Raw genomic sequence first — 18,848 nt, 5'->3', positions numbered from 1 at the left:
TTTCCCTTTCCGGCGACTCCGACTCTATCAGATCCTTTCGGGCCTGACTCCCAGTCAGAAGGGGCTGCCATCCCGGCCGCTGGGCCGTTCCGACGAGTGAGACTTTAGCGGATTCCTGAGTCCCGAGCGAATCGGGGGGTGCGTCCTTTCGAACGCGGATTCCTCATTTCGCAAATACGCATGGCAATACACGCGACGACGGATCGTCGATTGTTTGTAGGTACTTGCGGAATGGTTGTCCGGGGACCGACCGGAGTCGGCGCTCACGTCGGACAACTCGGAGAACACTACGTAGGCGGTCGGGGCGTGTCAACTCCGCTCCGGAGAGCCTCGTAGAGGCGTACGCTGTGTGACGTGACTACACATACGTGCACCCAGCAGTGGTGGGCCGCCTGACGGCGGCCGTACACACGTATGTACTCAACGGCCGCCGCCTCGGCGGCCGTTCTTGTTTCTCCCTCCAGGGGGTCGGCCGGCCGGCGCGGCGGTCTCGACCAGGAGGTGGAGAGATGACACGGGTCTTCAGTGGGGTCAAGCCGACCGGGCACCTGACGCTGGGGAACTACCTGGGCGCCGTGCGGCGCTGGGTCGACGTGGATCAGCGGCAGGGCGACGCCCTGTTCTGCGTGGTCGATCTGCACGCGCTGACCGTGGACCACGATCCGGCGCGGGTCCGGAGGCTGACGCGGCAGGCGGCGACGCTGTTGCTGGCGGCGGGGCTGGATCCCGGGCTGTGCACCGTGTTCGTACAGAGTCATGTGGACGAGCACACGCGGCTGTCGTACGTCATGGAGTGTGTGGCCACCGACGGTGAGATGCGGCGGATGATCCAGTACAGGGAGAAGGCCGCGCGTGAGCGGGAGCGGGGCGGGAGTGTGCGGCTGTCGTTGTTGACGTATCCCGTTCTGATGGCGGCGGACATCCTGGCGTACGGGACGGACGAGGTGCCGGTCGGGGACGACCAGACGCAGCATGTGGAGCTGGCCCGGGATCTGGCGGTCAGGTTCAACCAGCGGTACGGCCATACGTTCGTGGTGCCCCGGGCGACTCGGCCGGGGGTGGCGGCGCGGGTGATGAACCTGCAGGAGCCGACTTCGAAGATGGGGAAGTCGGACGACTCCGGGCCGGGGATCGTCTATCTGCTGGACGAGCCGGACGTCGTACGGAAGAAGGTCATGCGGGCCGTGACCGACAGCGGGGCGGGGGTCGTCTACGACCGGGAGGAGCGGCCCGGGGTCGCCAATCTGCTGGAGATCCTGGCCGCTTGCGAAGGTGGGAACCCCGAGGACTTGAGCGGTGTATATGAGTCGTACGGAGCGTTGAAGAAGGACACCGCGGAGGCTGTGGTCGAGCTGCTCAGGCCTGTGCAGGAGCGGCACAAGGCATTGTGCGCGGATCCCGCTTATGTGGAAGGGGTGTTGCGGGATGGGGCGGAGAAGGCGAGAAAGATGGCGAAGCCGATGGTCGATACCGCGTATCGGGCCATCGGGCTTCTGCCTGCGTAGCTAGCCGGACAGGCGGCTAGCCGATCGACAGGCTTGCCGCCTGTCGATCGGCTAGCTGTTTCCTGAGGCCAGTTCGCGGCTGCGGTCGCGGGCTGCCTCCAGGGCGGCGATGAGTGCGGCGCGTACGCCGTGGTTCTCCAGTTCGCGGATGGCGTTGATCGTCGTGCCTGCGGGCGAGGTGACGTTCTCGCGGAGCTTGACCGGGTGTTCGCCGCTGTCGCGGAGCATGACGGCGGCGCCGATCGCGGACTGGACGATGAGGTCATGAGCCTTGTCGCGGGGCAGGCCGAGCAGGATGCCGGCGTCCGTCATGGCTTCGACCAGGTAGAAGAAGTACGCCGGGCCGGAGCCGGAGAGGGCGGTGCAGGCGTCCTGCTGGGACTCGGGGACGCGGAGCGTCTTGCCCACGGCGCCGAAGATCTCCTCGGCGTGCGCGAGATGGGCTTCGGTGGCGTGGCTGCCGGCGGAGATGACGGACATCGCCTCGTCGACGAGGGCGGGGGTGTTCGTCATGACACGGACGACCGGGGTGCCCGCGGCCAGGCGCTCCTCGAAGAAGGAGGTGGGGATGCCAGCCGCGCCGCTGATGACCAGGCGGTCGGCGGGGAGGTGCGGGGCGAGTTCGTCGAGGAGGGTGCCCATGTCCTGCGGCTTGACCGTGAGGATCAGGGTGTCGGCGCTCTTCGCGGCCTCGGGGTTGGTGACCGGGGTGACTCCGTGGCGGGTGCGGAGTTCCTCGGCGCGCTCGGGGCGGCGGGCGGTGACCAGGAGGTCGGCCGGGGCCCAGCCCGCTCGGATCATTCCGCTGAGCAGGGCTTCGCCGATCTTGCCGGTGCCGAGGACTGCGACTTTCTGGGTCATGGGGTCATCCTCGCACCGGCGGTGGGGAGGGAGTGGGGGCTGTCCGGCTGGCGGAACAGCACCTGTCTGCGGAGTGTGGCTCTATGCCGTACGCCTCCGCAGTGTGGCCGCGCCAAGGCACAGGACGAACAGGGCGCAGCCGGCCACGATCAGGACGTCCCTGACGAAGGTCGCGGTCATGTCCGTGTGCTTGAGGACCTCGTTCATGCCGTCGACGGCGTACGACATGGGGAGGACGTCGGAGATGGTCTCCAGGACGGGGTGCATCTCGGAGCGCGGGGTGAAGAGGCCGCAGAGGAGGAGTTGGGGGAAGATCACCGCCGGCATGAACTGGACGGCCTGGAACTCCGAGGCGGCGAAGGCCGAGACGAAGAGGCCGAGCGCGGTGCCGAGGAGGGCGTCGAGGAGGGCCACCAGGAGCAGGAGCCAGGGGCTGCCTGTGACGTCGAGGCCCAGGAACCAGACGGCGAGGCCGGTGGCCAGGGCGGACTGGATGATCGCGAGGAAGCCGAAGGCCAGGGCGTAGCCGGCGATCAGGTCGCCCTTGCCCAGAGGCATCGCGAGGAGGCGTTCGAGGGTGCCGGAGGTGCGTTCGCGCAGGGTGGCGATCGACGTGACCAGGAACATCGTGATGAGCGGGAAGATGCCGAGGAGTGAGGCGCCGATGTTGTCGAAGGTGCGCGGGCTGCCGTCGAAGACGTAGCGCAGCAGGACGAGCATCAGGCACGGGATGAGCATCAGCAGCACGATCGTGCGGGGGTCGTGGCGGAGCTGGCGCAGGACGCGAGCCGCGGTGGCGGTGGTGCGGGAGACGCTGAGAGCGGTGGCGCGCGCGGTGGTTGTCGTAGCGGCTGTGGTGGTTGGCGTGCTCATCGGGTCGTCTCCTTCTGGCCGCCGGCGGCCACGGCCTCGTCGACCAGGTGCAGGAAGGCGGCTTCGACCGTGTCGGAGCCGGTGCGGGTGCGGAGGGCGTCGGGGGTGTCGTCCGCGAGGACCTCGCCCTCGCGCATCAGGAGGAGGCGGTGGCAGCGCTCGGCCTCGTCCATGACGTGGGAGGAGATGAGGAGGGTGGCGCCGCGGGAGGCGGCGATGTCGTGGAAGAGGGCCCACAGGTCGCGGCGGAGGACGGGGTCCAGGCCGACGGTGGGTTCGTCGAGGACGAGGAGTTCGGGGGTGCCGAGGAGCGCGACCGCCAAGGAGACGCGGCTGCTCTGGCCGCCGGAGAGGTTGCCGGCGAGGGCGTCGGTGTGGCTGGTGAGGTCGACGTCGGTGAGAACGCGGTCGACTTCGTGGCGGCGAGTGGCGGCGGAGCGGCCGGGGTCGAGGATCGCGGCGAAGTAGTCAAGGTTCTGACGGACCGTCAAGTCGTTGTAGACGGAGGCGGCTTGGGTGACGTAGCCGATGCGGGTGCGGAGGGTGGGGTGGCCTGCGGGGCGGCCGAGGACGTTCAGGGTGCCGGCGACCTTGGCCTGGGTGCCGACGATCGAGCGCATGAGGGTCGACTTGCCACAGCCGGAGGGGCCGAGCAGGCCGGTGATCTGGCCGCGCGGGACGGTGAAGTCGATGCCTCGCAGGACGGTCCGGGGACCCCGGACGACGGTGAGGGCTTCGGCCTGGACGGCGGGGGCGGGGGCCTCGCCGGGTGGATCGGCAATATAATTCATCATGTGATGAATAATGCTCTCGCGGGGCGGAGTCGTCAAGGCGGTTCGGCGGTGCCGTCGCATGGGTGCGCGGGACGGCGCAGGCGCGCGGCGGCGTGATCGGAGTGGGGGGATCCGGTCTGGGCGCCTCCGCGTTCACGGGGTGGTCACATGAATCCGGTGCGCGATCAACTCCCGTTCCCGACAATGGATTTCAGTTCGCCGTGCCCTCCCCCGGTACGGCGCCCACGCATCTCCCATCCGGCTTTGTCCTGTCTTCGGAGGTGCCGTTGTCATGCGTGGTACGGGTGTCATGGGTGTCATGCGCTGTGGTGTGAGCAGGGCAGATCTGTTCGCTTCGCTGGTCGTCTTTCTCGTCGCGCTCCCGCTGTGCGTGGGCGTGGCGATCGCCTCCGGGGTGCCGGCCGAACTGGGGCTGGTCACCGGGATCGTCGGCGGGCTGGTGGTCGGGGCGCTACCAGGCAGCAGCCTTCAGGTGAGCGGTCCGGCCGCAGGGCTGACCGTACTCGTCTACGAGGCCGTGCGGGCCTACGGGATCGAGGCGCTCGGGGTGCTCGTGTTCGCGGCCGGGTTGGTGCAGTTGGGGCTCGGGGTGCTGCGGCTCGGGCGGTGGTTCCGGGCTGTGTCTGCGGCCGTGGTGCAGGGCATGCTCGCCGGGATCGGGCTCGTGCTGATCGCCGGGCAGGTGTACGCGCTCGGCGATGTGGCCGCGCCGGCGGACGGTCTCGGGAAGCTCGCGGGGCTGGTGTGGCTGCCGGGGCTGGTGGATCCGGTGGCGTTGTCAGTGGGCGGTGCCACCATTGCCGTACTGGTGCTCTGGCCCCGGTGGCGGCGCGGGGCTCGGCTGGTGCCGGCGCCGTTGGTGGCGGTGGGGCTGGCCGCGGCGGTGACCGGGGTGTTCGACCTGGCGGTGCGGCGGGTTGAGGTGCGGGGGCTGGTCGGTGCCGTGCGGGTGCCGGAGTGGGGGGATTTCGGGCGGCTTACGGAAGTGGGGGTGATCGGGACGGTCGTCGCGTTCGCGTTGATCGCGTCGGCGGAGTCGTTGTTCAGCGCAGCGGCGGTGGACCGGCTGCACCGGGGTCCGCGGACGGATTACGACCGGGAGTTGATCGCGCAGGGCGCGGGGAACGCGGTGTGCGGGGTGCTCGGGGCGTTGCCGATGACCGCGGTGATCGTGCGGAGCGCGGCGAATGTGCAGGCGGGGGCCAGGACCAAGGCGTCGCGGGTGCTGCACGGCGGGTGGCTGTTGCTGTTCACGGCGCTGCTGCCCGGAGTGCTGGGCCTGGTGCCGGTGGCGGCGCTGGCGGGGCTGCTCGTGCACGCCGGCTGCAAGCTCGTACCGGTGCGGCAGGTGCGGGGGCTGTGGGCCGGACATCGCGGTGAGGTGGTCGTGCTCGGGGTGACCGCGGTGGCGATCGTGGTGGGGAATCTGTTCGAGGGGGTGTTGGTCGGCCTGGCGTTGGCGGTGGCGAAGACGGCGTGGGACATCAGCCATGTCCACGTGGAGACGGAGGACCTCGGCGCCGCGGGAATCGTCGTACGAGTGCTGGGGCATGCGACGTTTCTGCGCCTGCCGAAGCTGCTGGACGCGTTGGAGGCGTTGCCGCACGACCGCGAAGTGCGCCTGGAGCTGGGCGGGTTGCGGCACATGGACCACGCGTGCGCGGCGGCCCTGGAGGGATGGGCCACCGCGCGGGAAGGGACGGCCGACAGCCCTGCCGCCGAGGTGGTCACGGGGTCATGACGCGAGGGCTACGACGAGTTCCACGACGTAGGTCTCCTCCACGGTGCCGTCCGGAAACGCGGTGAGCAGGTGGTTTCGCTCCTCGGTGAGGAAGGCGTTGGTGCCTTCCTCACCCTGGACCAGGAAGACCGAGTGGCTGCTGATGTTGGCCAGGTGGGTGTCGACCGGGACGCGGCGGCTCCATCGGACCCTTCGGTGGGCGAAGTCGAGCCTGCCGGTGGGGTCGGCGAGCGCGGTGTGCAGGCCGCTGCCGTTCTGCTTCACGACGCGGTCGATGCCGAAGTGGATCCGGATGCGTTCCGACTGCGCGGCGATCCACGGGACGTCGACGGCGCTGGTGTTCCACCACAGGGCGAGCGCACCGCCCGGGCGCAGTACGCGCAGGGCCTCCGGGACCGACTTGGCGGTGTCGGTCCAGTGCCAGGCCTGGGCGTAGGTGAGGAAGTCGACGGAGTCGTCGGTCAGGGGAATCGCGTCGCCGGTGCCCCGGACGAGCGGGACCTCGGGGAGGGCACGGCGGAACTGGGCTGCCATGCCGGCGCCGGGTTCGATCGCGATCACGTCGGCGCCACGGGCGTGCAGGAGGGCGGTCGCGATACCGGTACCGGCTCCCACGTCCGCGACGCGGGCGCCGGCGAGGGGATGGCCGGCCAGTTCCTCGATGGCGTCGAAGAGGGCGGGTGGGTAGGAGGGGCGATTCTCGGCGTACTGGGCCGCGGCGGTGTTGAAGGAGTGGGCTCGGGCAGTGTGCGAGGGCGGCTTCGACGAAGTGGTCATACGGCCATGGTTACCGGGATGGGTGCAGGGTGCAGGTGAATTTTGGGGAGAAGGGGGGCGGTGCGGTGCGGGGAGGGGCGGTGCGGGGAGGGGCGGTGCGGGGAGGGGCGGTACGGGAGCGCAGAGGGGCGAGGCGGGGGCGCGGCTCGGTCGGCCGGGGTGTGGGCCCTGCGCGGGCCGGTCTGCCGGGGTGCGGGCCCTGCGCGGTCGGGATACAGGCCCTGCGCAGCCGAGGGGGCGGGCGTGACCGGCCCGGAAGCGAAGCCGTAGGGCACAAGCTGCGAGTCGCAGACCGCAGGCCGGAAACCACAGGCCGGAAGGCGGAAGCTGCGAGCCGCAGGCGGCGTGACGCAAGCCGCGAGCCGCTGTCCGCCCCCAGCCCCAGACCGGAAACCGGAAGCCACGGGCCGGAATCCACAGGCCGCAGGCCGGAAGCCGCGTGACGCGAGCCGCGAGTCGCAGGCCTCAGGGCCTCAGGGCCTCAGGGCCTCAGGGCCTCAGGGCCTCAGGACCGTAGACCGGAAACCACAGGCCACAAGCTGCGAGCCCCTGTCCGCAACCCCCAGCCGCGAGCCGTAGGCCGCGAGCCGCCCCGAACGCGTGCCCGTCCCGGTCAGGACCGGCGGCGCTTCTTCGAAGGGTTGCCGGTGCGGCGAGTTGTGCGCTTCTCGTGCTGGGCCACGGCCGTCTCGTACTCCTCGCGGTGGAGTTTCTCGCCGGGGGCCTCGGTGAGGGAGCGGAAGAAGTAGGCGAGGAGAGAGCCGACGAAGCCGATGCCCAGGAGACCGCGGAGGGAGGCCTGGCGTTCGGGGTCGGGGCGCTTTTTGAAGCTCTCCCAGGTGTGGCCGAAGGCAAGGGCGCTGCAGACCGCGAACATCACGATGACGAGGAGGGTGACAAAGCTGCCGACGTCCGCGATCTGGAGGCCCTGGTAGGCGAAGCGGAGGACCAGGCAGGAGACGACGGCGACGGCGATGGAGCCGGCGGCCGCGGCGACGCGGCGGGGGGTGTAGCCGTTGTCGTGGTTCACCCAGGTGGTGCCGAAGAAGCGGAGGGGCTCGGGGCGGGGACCCGTGCCCGTACCTGCGTCTGCGCCTGGGGAGCCCGCGGGGGTGTCCTGGGTGCCGGTCTCGTCGTTCACGGGACGATTATGGCTCCGAGGGTGGGCGCGGGCTCCCGTTGGGGGCTCAGGAGCAGCGGGAGGCTATGTAGCCGTCGCTGCCCGTGTTCACGTACGTGTCCGAGATGAACTCGCCGTTGCTGATGTTGTCCCAGATGTTCGAGGTGCCGTAGGTGCCCGTGACCGTCGTCCCAGGCGTCTGGCAGTAGATCGGCACCTTGGAACCCCCGGGCAGGGTGCCGACGATGCTGTAGTTCGTGCCGGGGCCGCTGCGAATGTTGACGGTGACATTGGCCGTCGTGTAGGTCTGCACCGCGCTGGCGGTGACCGGTGAACCCATCACGAGAAGAAGGGCTCCGGCCGTGCCCGCGAGGAGGACGGATGCGCGTCTTCGGAAGGTCACGAGTATCCCCTGGTTTGTGGTGGAGTCAGGAGCAGCGCGGGCGGACGTAGCCGTCGCTGCCGGTGTTCACATAGGCGTCGGAGATGTACTCGCCGTCGTCGATGTTGTCCCAGATGTTCGTCGTGCCGTAGTAGCCCGTCACCGTGGTGCCCGGCGTCTGGCAGTAGATCGGGACCTGGGAGCCCTCGGCGAGAACGCGGACGATGGTGTAACCGGTGCCCGGTCCGCTGCGGACGTTGACGCGGGTGTTGGGCGCGATCGAGTAGTAGTGCAGAGCCGCTGCCGTCGCGGTGACCTCGGCCTCGCCGCCCGGGACTTCTGGTGCGCGGTCAACAGACATGAAAAACCTCCCCCGTTGGACCCCATGACTGCCATGGGGCCCCGATGATTCCCCTGAAACACGCCATGAAACACATGTGCGCAACTCGCACTCGGAAGCCAGCAAGCCGTCTCTGTCCCGTACGGGTCATCGACTAGGCTCCGTGCGTCGCGCGCGCGAACGATCAGCACGGGGGTGGTTCCATGGCGCCACAGCACGACACCGGAGCGGGCGCGGAAGCGGAACTTCCCGAGTACGCCGGTCACTACCGCCTGGAGTCATGCCTGGGCTCCGGCGGCATGGGCGTGGTGCATCTCGCTCAGAGCACCTCCGGGATGAAGGTCGCCGTGAAGGTCGTCCACGCGGAGTTCGCGCAGGATCCCGAGTTCAGGGGGCGGTTCCGGCAGGAGGTGGCGGCGGCTCGACGGGTGAGCGGGGCCTTCACCGCGCCGGTGGTGGATGCCGACCCGGAAGCCGAACGGCCTTGGATGGCAACGTCGTTCATCCCCGGGCCGACCCTGTCCGAACACGTGAAGCGGAATGGCCCGATGATGCCCGGCGAGTTGCGCCGGCTGATGGCTGGACTGGCCGAGGCGCTTCGCGACATCCATCGGGTCGGCGTCGTGCACCGGGACCTGAAACCCAGCAACGTGCTGCTCGCCGAGGACGGGCCGAAGGTCATCGACTTCGGTATTTCTCGGCCAAAGGACAGCGAACTGCGCACCGAGACCGGAAAGTTGATCGGGACGCCGCCCTTCATGGCACCGGAGCAGTTCCGGCGACCCCGGGAGGTCGGGCCTGCTGCCGACATCTTCGCGCTCGGGTCCGTACTGGTGCACGCGGCGACGGGGCGCGGCCCTTTCGACTCCGACAGTCCGTACGTCGTCGCCTACCAAGTCGTCCATGACGAGCCGGACTTGACGGGACTGCCGGAGAACCTCGCGCCGCTGGTGCTGCGTTGCCTGGCCAAGGAGCCCGAAGACCGGCCCACGCCCGACGAGTTGATGCGTGAACTGCGGTCGGTGTCGGCCTCGTACGACACGCAGGCCTACATACCGGCACAGCGGGCCGGTACCACGCCGGTGCCGGAGCCCCGTACGAAAGAGCCCGAGCAGTCCGGACTGCGGCGCGGGCGGCGCCTCGGCAAGCGGATGGCTCTCGGTGCGGGCGCACTCGGCCTGGCCGCGATCGGCACACTGACCGCGCTCCAGTTGTCGGACGACAGCACCTCGGCAACGAAGAGTTCCACCCCCAGCACCACGCCCAGCGCCGCGTTCGGCGGGTGGAAGACGAGACCGGTCTCCAAGAAGAGCACCCCCCAATGCTCTTACGGGGCGGGGAAGTTGCTGTGCGCGCAGCCCGGGGTGGTGTTCGCCCTGGACCCGTCCGACGGCAGCCTGTTGTGGCGGCACGCCGTCGCCACGACGCAGCGGAGCGGGCCGCCTGTGCTGTCAGGTGGCCTCGTGCAGCCCTCGTTGGACAACGGCCGACGGCTGGAGGCGCTCGATCCCGCCTCGGGCAGAGTGCGTTGGCAGCGGACCGTCCCCTCGTACACGGGACTGGCGGACGTCGGCGGCATGCTCCTGCTCACCCATGCGGACGGGACGGTCACGGGCGTGGACGCTGCTACGGGCGCCACGAGGTGGAGACACACGATCGCGGGCCAACAGCAGCCGTACTTCGCCTCGTTCACCGGGGACGCGTCGGCGTACGCGACGAACACGTCGCACGACGGTACGCACACGCGCGTGACGGCGATAGACCCGGACACGGGTGCGGTGCGCTGGGAAGTGCGGCTGAACGGGACGTTGAAGCCCGTCGGCGCGGTCGGCGGATCCGTGTACCTCCTCTCCGTCGACACGGTCTACGGGGCCGCGAAGGCCGTGGTCCGCTACACCCCGGACACCGGCGCCTCCCAGCGCGTGACACTGCCCGTGGCGCTCGACCAGGGCCACGGGACCGTGCACGGGAACGTCGTATACGTCATGGGGGCGGGCGGATCGCTGGTGGCCGTGGACATGGACGCGCGGAAGCAGGTGTGGAGCCTGGAGACGGCCCTGCTGCGGGGTTCCGCGCCGGTCGCGGACGGACATCAGGTGTATGTCACCGCCGCAGACGGGCGCTTGCTCGCCGTGGATGCCCGCGCGGGGCGGCTCGTCGGGCAGACACCCGCGCGCCTCGACTCCAACTCGGACCGGATCAGCGCGGCGCTCCCCGAACCCGTCGTAGCAGACAACCGTGTCTACGCCGCCGCCCCCGACGGCACGGTCTTCGCGGTCAACTCCCGTACACCCGGGGCCTGGTAGCCGTAGCGATGCCAACTCCCTTATGTCCGGCGCCTGGTAGCTGTGGCGATGCCAACTTCCCTACACCCGGGGCCTGGTAGCCGTAGCAAGGCAGCAAAAGGGCCGCCCCCGTCGGAACGGAGGCGGCCCCAGGGAGCAGTTGTGCCTCAGCCGAGCTTGCTTACGTCCCGCACGGCGCCGCGGTCCGCGCTGGTGGCCATCGCGGCGTAGGCGCGCAGGGCGGCCGAGACCTTGCGCTCGCGGTTCTTCGGGGCGTAGCGGCCCTCCAGCGCGGCCTCGCGGCGGGCCAACTCGGCGTCGTCGACGAGGAGTTCGATGGAGCGGTTCGGGATGTCGATGCGGATGCGGTCGCCGTTCTCGACGAGGGCGATGGTGCCGCCGGAGGCCGCCTCGGGGGACGCGTGACCGATCGAGAGACCCGAAGTGCCGCCGGAGAAGCGGCCGTCGGTGATCAGGGCGCAGGTCTTGCCGAGGCCGCGGCCCTTGAGGAAGGACGTCGGGTAGAGCATCTCCTGCATGCCCGGGCCGCCCTTGGGGCCCTCGTAGCGGATGACGACGACGTCGCCGTGCGTCACCTGCTTGTTGAGGATCTTCTCGACGGCTTCTTCCTGCGACTCGCAGACGACCGCCGGGCCCTCGAAGGTCCAGATGGACTCGTCGACGCCGGCCGTCTTCACGACGCAGCCGTCGACGGCGAGGTTGCCCTTGAGGACCGCCAGGCCGCCGTCCTTGGAGTAGGCGTGCTCGGCGGAGCGGATGCAGCCCTCGGCCGCGTCCTCGTCCAGCGCCTCCCAGCGCTCGGACTGGGAGAAGGCCTCGGCGGAGCGGACGCAGCCGGGGGCCGCGTGCCAGAGTTCCACGGCCTCCGGGGAAGGCGATCCGCCGCGCACGTCCCACGTCTTCAGCCAGTCCGCGAGGGACGGGCTGTGGACGGAGTGGACGTCCTCGTTGAGCAGGCCCGCGCGGTGCAGCTCGCCGAGCAGGGCGGGGATGCCGCCTGCGCGGTGCACGTCCTCCATGTAGTACGTGCGGTTCTTCGCGACGTTCGGGGCGACCTTCGCGAGGCACGGGACCCGGCGCGAGACCTCGTTGATCTCCTCCAGGCCGAACGCGACGCCCGCCTCCTGCGCCGCCGCGAGGAGGTGCAGGATCGTGTTGGTGGAGCCGCCCATCGCGATATCGAGGGCCATGGCGTTCTCGAAGGCCGCGAAGGTGGCGACGTTGCGCGGCAGGACCGTCTCGTCGTCCTGCTCGTAGTAGCGGCGGGTGATGTCCATCACCGTGCGGGCCGCGTCCTGGTACAGGCCCTTGCGGGCGGTGTGCGTGGCGAGGACCGAGCCGTTGCCCGGCAGCGACAGGCCGATGGCCTCGGTCAGGCAGTTCATCGAGTTGGCGGTGAACATGCCGGAACAGGAGCCGCAGGTCGGACAGGCGTTCTCCTCGATGTTGAGGACGTCCGCGTCCGAGACGCTGTCGTTGGCGGCCTCGACCATCGCGTCGATCAGGTCCAGCGTGCGGACGGTGCCGTCCTGCAGCGTGGCGCGCCCGGCCTCCATGGGACCGCCGGAGACGAAGACCGTCGGGATGTTCAGGCGGAGTGCCGCCATGAGCATGCCGGGCGTGATCTTGTCGCAGTTGGAGATGCAGATCAGGGCGTCGGCACAGTGCGCCTCGACCATGTACTCCACGCTGTCCGCGATCAGGTCACGGGACGGGAGGCTGTAGAGCATGCCGCCGTGGCCCATCGCGATGCCGTCGTCGACCGCGATCGTGTTGAACTCGCGCGGGATGCCGCCGGCCGCGGTGATCGCCTCGCTGACGATCCGGCCGACCGGCTGCAGGTGGGTGTGGCCGGGCACGAACTCGGTGAAGCTGTTCGCCACCGCGATGATCGGCTTCCGGCCGATGTCCGCACCGGGTACACCGGAGGCGCGCATAAGGGCGCGGGCGCCCGCCATGTTGCGTCCGTGGGTGACTGTGCGGGACCTCAGCTCGGGCATCGTCGCTCGCTCCTTCAGACAGATAGGGCTGATATTGAGCGTACGCCGGTCATCCAGGGGGCGGACACGGTGTCCGCATCGCGGGACGAATGTCTCACCACGAAGACAGGACCCGGGACAGGACCCACGACAGGACCCGTGACAGGACCGAAGACAGGACCGAAGACAGGACCGAAGACAGCGCTACGGCCCCGTCAGATGCTCCTGCACCACCGGCGCGACGCGCGCGATGATCTGCTCCGGGTCGGCCGAGGCCACCGGTTCGATCTTGATGACGTACCGCATCATCGCGACCCCGACGATCTGCGCCGCGGCGAGTTCGGCGCGCAGTTCCGGGTCCGGTACGTCGAGCTGGCCCGAGATGCGGCGCAGCAGCTGGCCGGAGATCAGGCGGCGGAAGACGGCCGCCGCGGCCTCGTTGTTCACGGCCGACCGGACGATGGCGAGCAGCGGGGTCCGGGTCACCGGGTTCTCCCAGAGCCCGAAGATCATGCGGGTCAGACGCTCGCCGATATCGTCGAGCGAGCCGTCGAGGAGCGTGTCCCGGGACCGCAGCACCGGTGCGAACGCCACCTCCACGGCCGACTCGAAGACCTGTTCCTTGGCACCGAAGTAGTGGTGGACGAGCGCCGCGTCGACCCCGGCCGCCTTGGCGATGGCGCGCACGGACGTCTTCTCGTACCCCCGTTCGGAGAATTCCTCCCGGGCCGCGGCCAGGATGCGGTCCCGGGTGTCGGCGGACTCCGTACGAGGGGGTCGGCCCCGGCGCTTGGCGGTGGCGTCGGTCACCGCCGGGGCACCTTCACTGCCGAGGCCAGATGCAGCCGCGTGAAGGCGAGCGCCTCCGCGAGATCGGCCTCGCGTTCGGCGCCGGACATCGCGCGCCGGGTGTTGACCTCGATGACGACATGGCCGTCGAAGCCGGTCAGGGCGAGCCGTTCCAGCAGTTCGGCGCAGGGCTGGGTGCCGCGGCCGGGGACCAGGTGCTCGTCCTTGTTGGAGCCGTTGCCGTCGGCGAGGTGGACATGGCCGAGACGGTCGCCCATGCGCTCGATCATCTCGGTCGCGTCGGTGCGGGCGGTCGCGGTGTGGCTGAGGTCGATCGTGAAGTGCCGGTAGTCCTCGTGCGTCACGTCCCAGTCGGGGGCGTAGGCGAGCATCTCGCGGTCGCGGTAGCGCCACGGGTACATGTTCTCCACGGCGAACCGCACATCCGTCTCGTTCGCCATCCGCCAGATCCCGCTGACGAAGTCGCGCGCGTACTGGCGCTGCCAGCGGAACGGCGGGTGCACCACGACCGTGCTCGCCCCGAGCTTCTCGGCGGCCGCCTGGGCGCGCTGGAGCTTGATCCACGGGTCGGTGGACCACACCCGCTGCGTGATGAGCAGGCACGGCGCGTGCACGGCGAGGATCGGGACCTGGTGGTAGTCGCTGAGTCTGCGCAGCGCCTCGATGTCCTGACTGACCGGGTCGGTCCACACCATGACCTCGACGCCGTCGTAACCGAGGCGCGCGGCGATCTCGAAGGCCGTCGCCGTCGACTCCGGATACACGGACGCCGTGGACAGCGCGACCTTCGCATCCGGGATGCGCACGACTGGTTCTGCCACGGAGGACAGACTACGGGGCGGCGCTTTGCGCGGGGGAGCCGGTTGCTGCGCCCGCCCTGTGCGGGGTACGGCAACCGGCCATCTCCGGCGCGGGGCCGCGTTGTGGCGATACTTCATGCGGGTCTGATACGTCGGGTGCCGGGTGGGCGTTCAGCATGGGCGGGCGCGGGAGGAGTTGGGCGGGGGCGCGGGCCATGGGTGGGCGTGCGGGCGTTCGCCAGCACTGGGCGTGTACGCCGGCAGCGACTGCGCGCGTGCACTGCGGGCGGGGGTGCGAGCGCCATGGGCTGGCGGGCGGGGGCGCGGGCGCCCTGGCCGGGCGGAGGCGCGACCAGTCCTGGCGGACAGCCATGCGCGTACGTCACGACCACCACGCGTGTACGTCAAGACCACCACGCGCGTGCGGCACGGAGAGGCACGCGCGCGTGCGTCGCAGTCGCGGCCGAGTCGGCGGGAGTACGGCCGACCCCGGGCGCCGTCCGAACCGGCAGCCGCGGGGACGTGCACAGGCACGCGCGCGTGCATCGCGGCCAAACCAACGGGCGTACGGCCCACCCCCGGGGCGCCGTCCAGACCGGCGACCACGCGGGAACACAACAGCCACGCGCACGTGCATCGCAGTCGAACCGGCGAGGGTACGGCCGACCCCGGGCGCGACCGACCAGCAGCAACCACGCGGGAACACAACAGCCACGCGCACGTGCACCACGCCCCCACCCGTGCCCCGCACCCCCCGCCCCGCCTACGCCCACGACAGCCGGTACAGCCAACACAGCGGGTGCAGCCACCGCAGCCCCTACGCCGAAGGCATCTGATCCAACCGTCGCAAAATCACGCCCTCGCGCAGCGCCCACGGGCAGACCTCCAGCGTCTCCACCCCGAAGAGATCCATCGCGCCCTCGGCGACCATCGCGCCGGCCAGGAGCTGTTCGGCGCGGCCCTCGGAGACGCCGGGGAGGACGGCGCGCTGGGCGGTGGTCATGCCGCCGAGGCGGGGGACCCACGCCTCCAGGGACTCGCGCTTCAGCTCGCGCTGGACGTAGAGGCCGTCGGCGGAGCGGGCGGCGCCGGCGAGGCGGGCGAGCTGCTTGAAGGTCTTCGACGTGGCGACGACGTGGTCGGGGGCGCCAAAACGGCTGAACTCCCCCACCGTACGGGCGATCTGCGCGCGCACATGGCGGCGCAGGGCCCTTATCGCGTCCGGTTCCGGCGGGTCCCCGGGCAGCCAGCCCGCGGTGAGGCGGCCCGCGCCGAGCGGCAGTGACACGACCGCGTCGGGCTCCTCGTCGATGCCGAACGCGATCTCCAGGGAGCCGCCGCCGATGTCGAGGACGAGGAGCTTGCCGGCGGACCAGCCGAACCAGCGGCGGACGGCGAGGAAGGTCAGCCGGGCCTCCTCGGCGCCGGTGAGGACCTGGAGCTCTACGCCGGTCTCGGTCTGCACGCGCGCGAGGACCTCGTCCGCGTTGCTGGCCTCGCGGACGGCGGAGGTGGCGAACGGCAGGAGTTCCTCGACGCCCTTGTCCTCGGCGGCCTGCAGCGCCTCGTGGACGACGCCGATGAGTTTGTCGACCCCTTCGGGGCCGATGGCGCCGTCCTCGTCGAGGAGTTGGGCAAGGCGGAGTTCCACCTTGTGCGAGTGCGCGGGCAAGGGGCGCGCGCCCGGGTGTGCGTCCACCACCAGCAGATGCACCGTGTTCGATCCCACGTCGAGGACACCGAGTCTCATATACGGAACGCTACTGCCACCTGCGCCGATCTCCGTCTTCGGTACGGTTTCTGGGGCCGCCCCGGGCGACTTACCCTGGACACGTGCCAAAGACGAAAAAGGCGAAGAACGACAAGGCGGCCAAATCACCCGGCGATTCTTCGCCGGTGACGTCGGCCAAGCCCCCGAAGACGTCGACAATGTCGAAGAAGGCCCTGAAAGCCGACGAGAAGGGGCTCGACTTCGCGCGCGCGTGGGTGGAGTTCCCGGATCCGGCGGACGAGGAGCAGCTCTTCCGCTGCGATCTGACATGGCTGACCTCCCGCTGGAACTGCATCTTCGGAAGCGGCTGCCAGGGCATCCAGGCGGGCCGCGCGGACGACGGGTGCTGCACCCTGGGCGCGCACTTCTCCGACGAGGACGACGAGAAACGGGTCGCCGGGCATGTGGCGAGGCTCACCCCGGACATCTGGCAGCACCACGACGAGGGCGCGAAGAACGGCTGGACCTCGGAGGACGAGGACGGCGACCGCCAGACCCGCCCCTACAAGGGCTCGTGCATCTTCCAGAACCGCCCCGGTTTCGCGGGCGGCGCGGGCTGCTCGCTGCACATCCTCGCCGTGAAGGAGGGCCGCGAGCCCCTGGAGACCAAGCCGGACGTCTGCTGGCAGCTGCCCGTGCGGCGGACGTACGAGTGGATCGACCGGCCGGACGACACACGGGTGCTCCAGGTGTCGATCGGCGAGTACGACCGCAGGGGCTGGGGTCCCGGCGGCCACGACCTGCACTGGTGGTGCACGTCGGCGACCTCGGCGCACGGCGCGGGCGACCCGGTCTACGTGTCCTACCGCCCGGAGCTGACCGAACTGATGGGCAAGGCCGGCTACGACCGCCTGGTCGAGCTGTGCGAGGAGCGCCTGGCCTCGCAACTCCCGCTGCTGGCACCGCATCCGGCGGACCCGGTCGGCTGACCGCTCAGGACGGGCCCGGCTCGCCGCCGTCGCCCGACGGCGGCACCGAGCCCCCGGGGTCGCCGGTGGACGAGTCCGTCGGGGTCGGAGTCGGATCGGCGGACGAGGACGGCGGACCACTCGGCGTGGGATCACTCGGAGCCGCGGGCGTCGGGTCCGGCCCGGACGAGGGCGGGCCGCCGGGATCAGGATGCGAGGGATACGACGGCTCGCCCGGCTCGCCCGGCTCGGTCGGTGCGGGCGCGCTGCCGTAGCCCTCGATGGAGACGACGGCGCCGGCGGGTGAGACGGCCACGCGCGCGGTCCAGTGGCCGGAGGGCTCGCGCAGATGGTCGACGTACACCTTGATCGTCAACGATTCGCCCGGGGCGAGGGTTCCCGAGGACTGGCTGAGGTAGAGCCAGGGTGCCGTGGTGGTCGCGGACCAGCGGACCGGGGCCGCGCCGGACGCCGTGAGGGTGACGAGCGTGGTGTCGGCGCTGTTGGCGGCCGAGACGGCGAGGCGCCCTGCCCCCTTCCCGCCGGTGCCGGCGACGCTGATGACCTCCACGGAGACGTCGTTCTTGCCACCCTTGCCGACCCGCGCGCGGGGCCCGGCACTGGCGTCACCGGTGTTCTCGTAGCCACCGCTCGCAACCTCGCCCTCCAGGCTGCCGGGCCCGTCGTGCTGCTCGCTCGCGGAGGAGGCCCTGCCGTCGGTGCCCTCGCCGGTCGGTGTGGACCGGTAGGCGGCCCACAGGGCGAGGACGGGTGCCGCGATGACGGTGGCGACGACGGTCGTCGTGACGGCACGCGCGCGTAGCCGGTCCCTGCGGGCCGCGCGGTCCTTGGGGTCCAGCGGGAAACCGCGCCGGTCGAAGCGCGGCGCCGCGGCCCCACGCGCGCGCGGGAGATGCGCCATGGCGACATGCAGGGCCGCGCGGGGCGCCTCCAGGACGGGCAGTTCGGCGGGCGTGACAGCGGCACCGGGCCAGGTGCCGGGCACCGCGCGCTCGGCGGTACGGCGGCAGCGCGGGCAGTCGTCGACGTGCCGGACCAGTTCGCGGCGCAGCGCGCTGCTGAGCACGAGCTGGTGGTCGCCGGTGAGCCGGGCGACGCTCGGGCAGCTCCCGGTCTCCACGACGGCGAGGGCGGCACGCGTGCGTTCCACCTCGCAGGCGGCGGAGGCCAGCAGCTCGCGGGCGGTGGCGAGGTCCATCCCGAGGACGGCGGCGACCTCGTGGGCGGCGAGCCGGTGGCGCACGGCGAGTTCGAGCGCCTCGCGCTGCTCCGGGGTGGTCCCGGCGGCCTCCGGCCAGGCCAGCAGGGCGAGTTCGCGCCGCCGCTGCTCACGCAGTTCCTCGGGCACGACGGGTTCCTCGGCCTCGGCACGGCCCACCGCGTGGGTGCCCTGACGTTTCTGCTTGGCCTCGGCCAGCTTGCGCAGGCACGCCCAGCGGGCCAGCGCGTACAGCCAGGCCCTGCGGTCCCCGGCTGTCTCCGGCAGGCGCGCGCCCCGGCGTTCGGCCAGCGCGAGCACGTCCCCCAGGGCCGCCGTAGCCGCGTCGTGGTCGCACAGCACGGACAGGCAGTACGTGAACAGGCCGTCCAGATAAGGCTCGTAGCGCGCGGGCGGGAACTGCGCCAGCGTGCGCGCCGCAGCGCGGTCGCGCGCCTCCCGGTGCGCCCGGTGCGCGCCGGTGGTGCGGGTCGAGGTCTCCGGGCTGCTGCTCATCACCCGTGCGACCGTAGGCGGCGGGCGATGCCCCCTTCCGCCCCCTTGAGCTCTTTTAATCCGTACGGGTGAAACGATCCCTCAATAGGGGACAGGAACCCCCCCTCCCCTGGCTCGATCCCGACGCCCGTGGCCGGATTCCTCAC

16 protein-coding genes are annotated in these 18,848 nt (G+C 70.7%); 4 read left to right on the top strand and 12 right to left on the bottom strand.

Annotated elements, in window-relative coordinates; all coding sequences use genetic code 11:
* The first annotated feature begins 509 nt into the window (after positions 1-509).
* Positions 510-1,505: a tryptophan--tRNA ligase gene (trpS, locus tag AB0I51_RS35910; RefSeq protein ID WP_362982539.1), complete on the top strand. Its 996-nt coding sequence runs from the start codon at positions 510-512 to the stop codon at positions 1,503-1,505.
* A 51-nt stretch (positions 1,506-1,556) separates the two neighbouring features.
* Here trpS and proC read toward each other — a convergent pair whose 3' ends face one another.
* The 3 genes from proC to AB0I51_RS35895 all read right to left on the bottom strand — a co-directional run bounded on the left by proC (position 1,557) and on the right by AB0I51_RS35895 (position 4,033).
* A complete protein-coding gene (gene proC, locus AB0I51_RS35905) occupies positions 1,557-2,366 on the bottom strand; it encodes a pyrroline-5-carboxylate reductase (protein ID WP_362982537.1) in 810 nt (269 codons plus the stop codon).
* A gap of 81 nt (positions 2,367-2,447) precedes the next feature.
* Positions 2,448-3,239 (bottom strand): ABC transporter permease, encoded by a 792-nt coding sequence (locus tag AB0I51_RS35900; RefSeq protein WP_362982535.1) that lies wholly within the window; start codon positions 3,237-3,239, stop codon positions 2,448-2,450.
* Entirely contained in the window at positions 3,236-4,033 is a 798-nt protein-coding gene (locus AB0I51_RS35895; RefSeq protein ID WP_362982533.1) for an ABC transporter ATP-binding protein, read from the bottom strand. The genes AB0I51_RS35900 and AB0I51_RS35895 overlap by 4 nt, the downstream gene beginning before the upstream one ends.
* Before the next feature lie 271 nt (positions 4,034-4,304).
* Here AB0I51_RS35895 and AB0I51_RS35890 point away from each other — a divergent pair, with 271 nt between their 5' ends.
* Positions 4,305-5,774, top strand: a complete 1,470-nt coding sequence (locus AB0I51_RS35890) for a SulP family inorganic anion transporter (RefSeq protein WP_362982532.1) — start codon at positions 4,305-4,307, stop codon at positions 5,772-5,774.
* On the opposite strand, the gene AB0I51_RS35885 is transcribed toward AB0I51_RS35890, so the two are convergent.
* From AB0I51_RS35885 to AB0I51_RS35870, 4 genes are all read right to left on the bottom strand, one after another.
* The gene (locus tag AB0I51_RS35885) at positions 5,769-6,551 is read right to left on the bottom strand and encodes a class I SAM-dependent methyltransferase (RefSeq protein WP_362982530.1); all 783 of its coding nucleotides are present in this window, start codon (positions 6,549-6,551) and stop codon (positions 5,769-5,771) included. The two genes, AB0I51_RS35890 and AB0I51_RS35885, sit on opposite strands and share 6 nt — an antisense overlap.
* Positions 6,552-7,164: 613 nt before the next feature.
* The gene (locus AB0I51_RS35880) at positions 7,165-7,692 is read right to left on the bottom strand and encodes an EamA/RhaT family transporter (RefSeq protein WP_362982528.1); all 528 of its coding nucleotides are present in this window, start codon (positions 7,690-7,692) and stop codon (positions 7,165-7,167) included.
* Between the two features lie 46 nt (positions 7,693-7,738).
* Entirely contained in the window at positions 7,739-8,011 is a 273-nt protein-coding gene (locus AB0I51_RS35875) for an SH3 domain-containing protein (protein WP_362982553.1), read from the bottom strand.
* Positions 8,012-8,099: 88 nt separating this feature from the next.
* Positions 8,100-8,414, bottom strand: coding sequence for an SH3 domain-containing protein (locus AB0I51_RS35870; RefSeq protein ID WP_362982526.1), 315 nt, complete (start codon positions 8,412-8,414; stop codon positions 8,100-8,102).
* A gap of 182 nt (positions 8,415-8,596) precedes the next feature.
* Between AB0I51_RS35870 and AB0I51_RS35865 the strand changes: the two genes are divergently transcribed.
* Positions 8,597-10,699 carry a serine/threonine-protein kinase gene (locus AB0I51_RS35865; protein ID WP_362982524.1) on the top strand — a complete coding sequence of 701 codons (2,103 nt, stop codon included), beginning with the start codon at positions 8,597-8,599 and terminating at the stop codon, positions 10,697-10,699.
* A 146-nt stretch (positions 10,700-10,845) separates the two neighbouring features.
* Here AB0I51_RS35865 and ilvD read toward each other — a convergent pair whose 3' ends face one another.
* From ilvD to AB0I51_RS35845, 4 genes are all read right to left on the bottom strand, one after another.
* A complete protein-coding gene (ilvD, locus tag AB0I51_RS35860) occupies positions 10,846-12,699 on the bottom strand; it encodes a dihydroxy-acid dehydratase (RefSeq protein WP_362982522.1) in 1,854 nt (617 codons plus the stop codon).
* Positions 12,700-12,882: 183 nt separating this feature from the next.
* Positions 12,883-13,488: a TetR family transcriptional regulator gene (locus AB0I51_RS35855; protein WP_362982520.1), complete on the bottom strand. Its 606-nt coding sequence runs from the start codon at positions 13,486-13,488 to the stop codon at positions 12,883-12,885.
* On the bottom strand, positions 13,485-14,309 hold the full coding sequence (locus AB0I51_RS35850) for a sugar phosphate isomerase/epimerase (RefSeq protein ID WP_362982518.1): 825 nt from the start codon (positions 14,307-14,309) through the stop codon (positions 13,485-13,487). Before AB0I51_RS35850 ends, AB0I51_RS35855 begins: the two co-directional genes overlap by 4 nt.
* Before the next feature lie 796 nt (positions 14,310-15,105).
* Positions 15,106-16,038, bottom strand: a complete 933-nt coding sequence (locus AB0I51_RS35845) for a Ppx/GppA phosphatase family protein (RefSeq protein ID WP_362982516.1) — start codon at positions 16,036-16,038, stop codon at positions 15,106-15,108.
* Between the two features lie 83 nt (positions 16,039-16,121).
* Here AB0I51_RS35845 and AB0I51_RS35840 point away from each other — a divergent pair, with 83 nt between their 5' ends.
* Complete coding sequence (locus tag AB0I51_RS35840; RefSeq protein ID WP_362982514.1) at positions 16,122-16,988, top strand: hypothetical protein; 867 nt, start codon at positions 16,122-16,124, stop codon at positions 16,986-16,988.
* 4 nt (positions 16,989-16,992) lie between these two features.
* Here the strand turns inward: AB0I51_RS35840 and AB0I51_RS35835 are convergent, their stop codons facing one another.
* Positions 16,993-18,705, bottom strand: coding sequence for a hypothetical protein (locus AB0I51_RS35835; RefSeq protein ID WP_362982512.1), 1,713 nt, complete (start codon positions 18,703-18,705; stop codon positions 16,993-16,995).
* Positions 18,706-18,848: the final 143 nt, after the last annotated feature.

The sequence above is a fragment of the Streptomyces sp. NPDC050549 genome (genome assembly GCF_040655035.1).
Classification (GTDB): domain Bacteria; phylum Actinomycetota; class Actinomycetes; order Streptomycetales; family Streptomycetaceae; genus Streptomyces.
This window is presented reverse-complemented; position numbering and strand designations above follow the sequence as displayed.

What these genes read in the sequence shown, in the direction of transcription:
- ilvD (WP_362982522.1), bottom strand. Translation starts at nt 12,699, where the DNA reads ATGCCCGAGCTGAGGTCCCGCACAGTCACCCACGGACGCAACATGGCG.
- AB0I51_RS35845 (WP_362982516.1), bottom strand. Translation starts at nt 16,038, where the DNA reads ATGAGACTCGGTGTCCTCGACGTGGGATCGAACACGGTGCATCTGCTG.
- AB0I51_RS35865 (WP_362982524.1), top strand. Translation starts at nt 8,597, where the DNA reads ATGGCGCCACAGCACGACACCGGAGCGGGCGCGGAAGCGGAACTTCCC.
- AB0I51_RS35890 (WP_362982532.1), top strand. Translation starts at nt 4,305, where the DNA reads ATGCGTGGTACGGGTGTCATGGGTGTCATGCGCTGTGGTGTGAGCAGG.
- AB0I51_RS35900 (WP_362982535.1), bottom strand. Translation starts at nt 3,239, where the DNA reads ATGAGCACGCCAACCACCACAGCCGCTACGACAACCACCGCGCGCGCC.
- AB0I51_RS35895 (WP_362982533.1), bottom strand. Translation starts at nt 4,033, where the DNA reads ATGATGAATTATATTGCCGATCCACCCGGCGAGGCCCCCGCCCCCGCC.
- trpS (WP_362982539.1), top strand. Translation starts at nt 510, where the DNA reads ATGACACGGGTCTTCAGTGGGGTCAAGCCGACCGGGCACCTGACGCTG.
- AB0I51_RS35885 (WP_362982530.1), bottom strand. Translation starts at nt 6,551, where the DNA reads ATGACCACTTCGTCGAAGCCGCCCTCGCACACTGCCCGAGCCCACTCC.
- proC (WP_362982537.1), bottom strand. Translation starts at nt 2,366, where the DNA reads ATGACCCAGAAAGTCGCAGTCCTCGGCACCGGCAAGATCGGCGAAGCC.
- AB0I51_RS35875 (WP_362982553.1), bottom strand. Translation starts at nt 8,011, where the DNA reads ATGGGTTCACCGGTCACCGCCAGCGCGGTGCAGACCTACACGACGGCC.
- AB0I51_RS35870 (WP_362982526.1), bottom strand. Translation starts at nt 8,414, where the DNA reads ATGTCTGTTGACCGCGCACCAGAAGTCCCGGGCGGCGAGGCCGAGGTC.